Below are 285 nucleotides of genomic sequence, written 5' to 3'. Positions count from 1 at the left end.
TTTTTGTTGTCTTAGTTATTGGTTTTCAGGAGGTTGAAAATTTTTCGAAAAAAAAGTTCAAAATATTTTCAACAGTTTCTTGCATGTTAAAAATAAAGCCTGCACTTTTGCACTCCCAATCGGGAACAACGGTAGCGAAAACGATCGAGACCACTAGTTCTGAGAGAGATCAGAGCAACGTTCTTTGACATGATGAAGAGAGCAAAAAAGGTATAGTGTTTAAGACACAGTTACTTTTTAGGAAGTAGCGAAAAAGGGAAATGAGTAATCATTTCAATATAATAG

1 protein-coding gene is annotated in these 285 nt (G+C 34.4%); it reads left to right on the top strand.

What is annotated here, in order from left to right; all coding sequences use genetic code 11:
• A partial coding sequence (locus AC1XUD_RS26545; RefSeq protein WP_483364076.1) for a hypothetical protein occupies window positions 1–188 on the top strand: 188 nt, incomplete at its 5' end.
• Window positions 189–285 lie beyond the last annotated feature (97 nt).

It is taken from the genome of Dyadobacter sp. HNCC25DJ184, from assembly GCF_056895215.1.
This window is presented reverse-complemented; position numbering and strand designations above follow the sequence as displayed.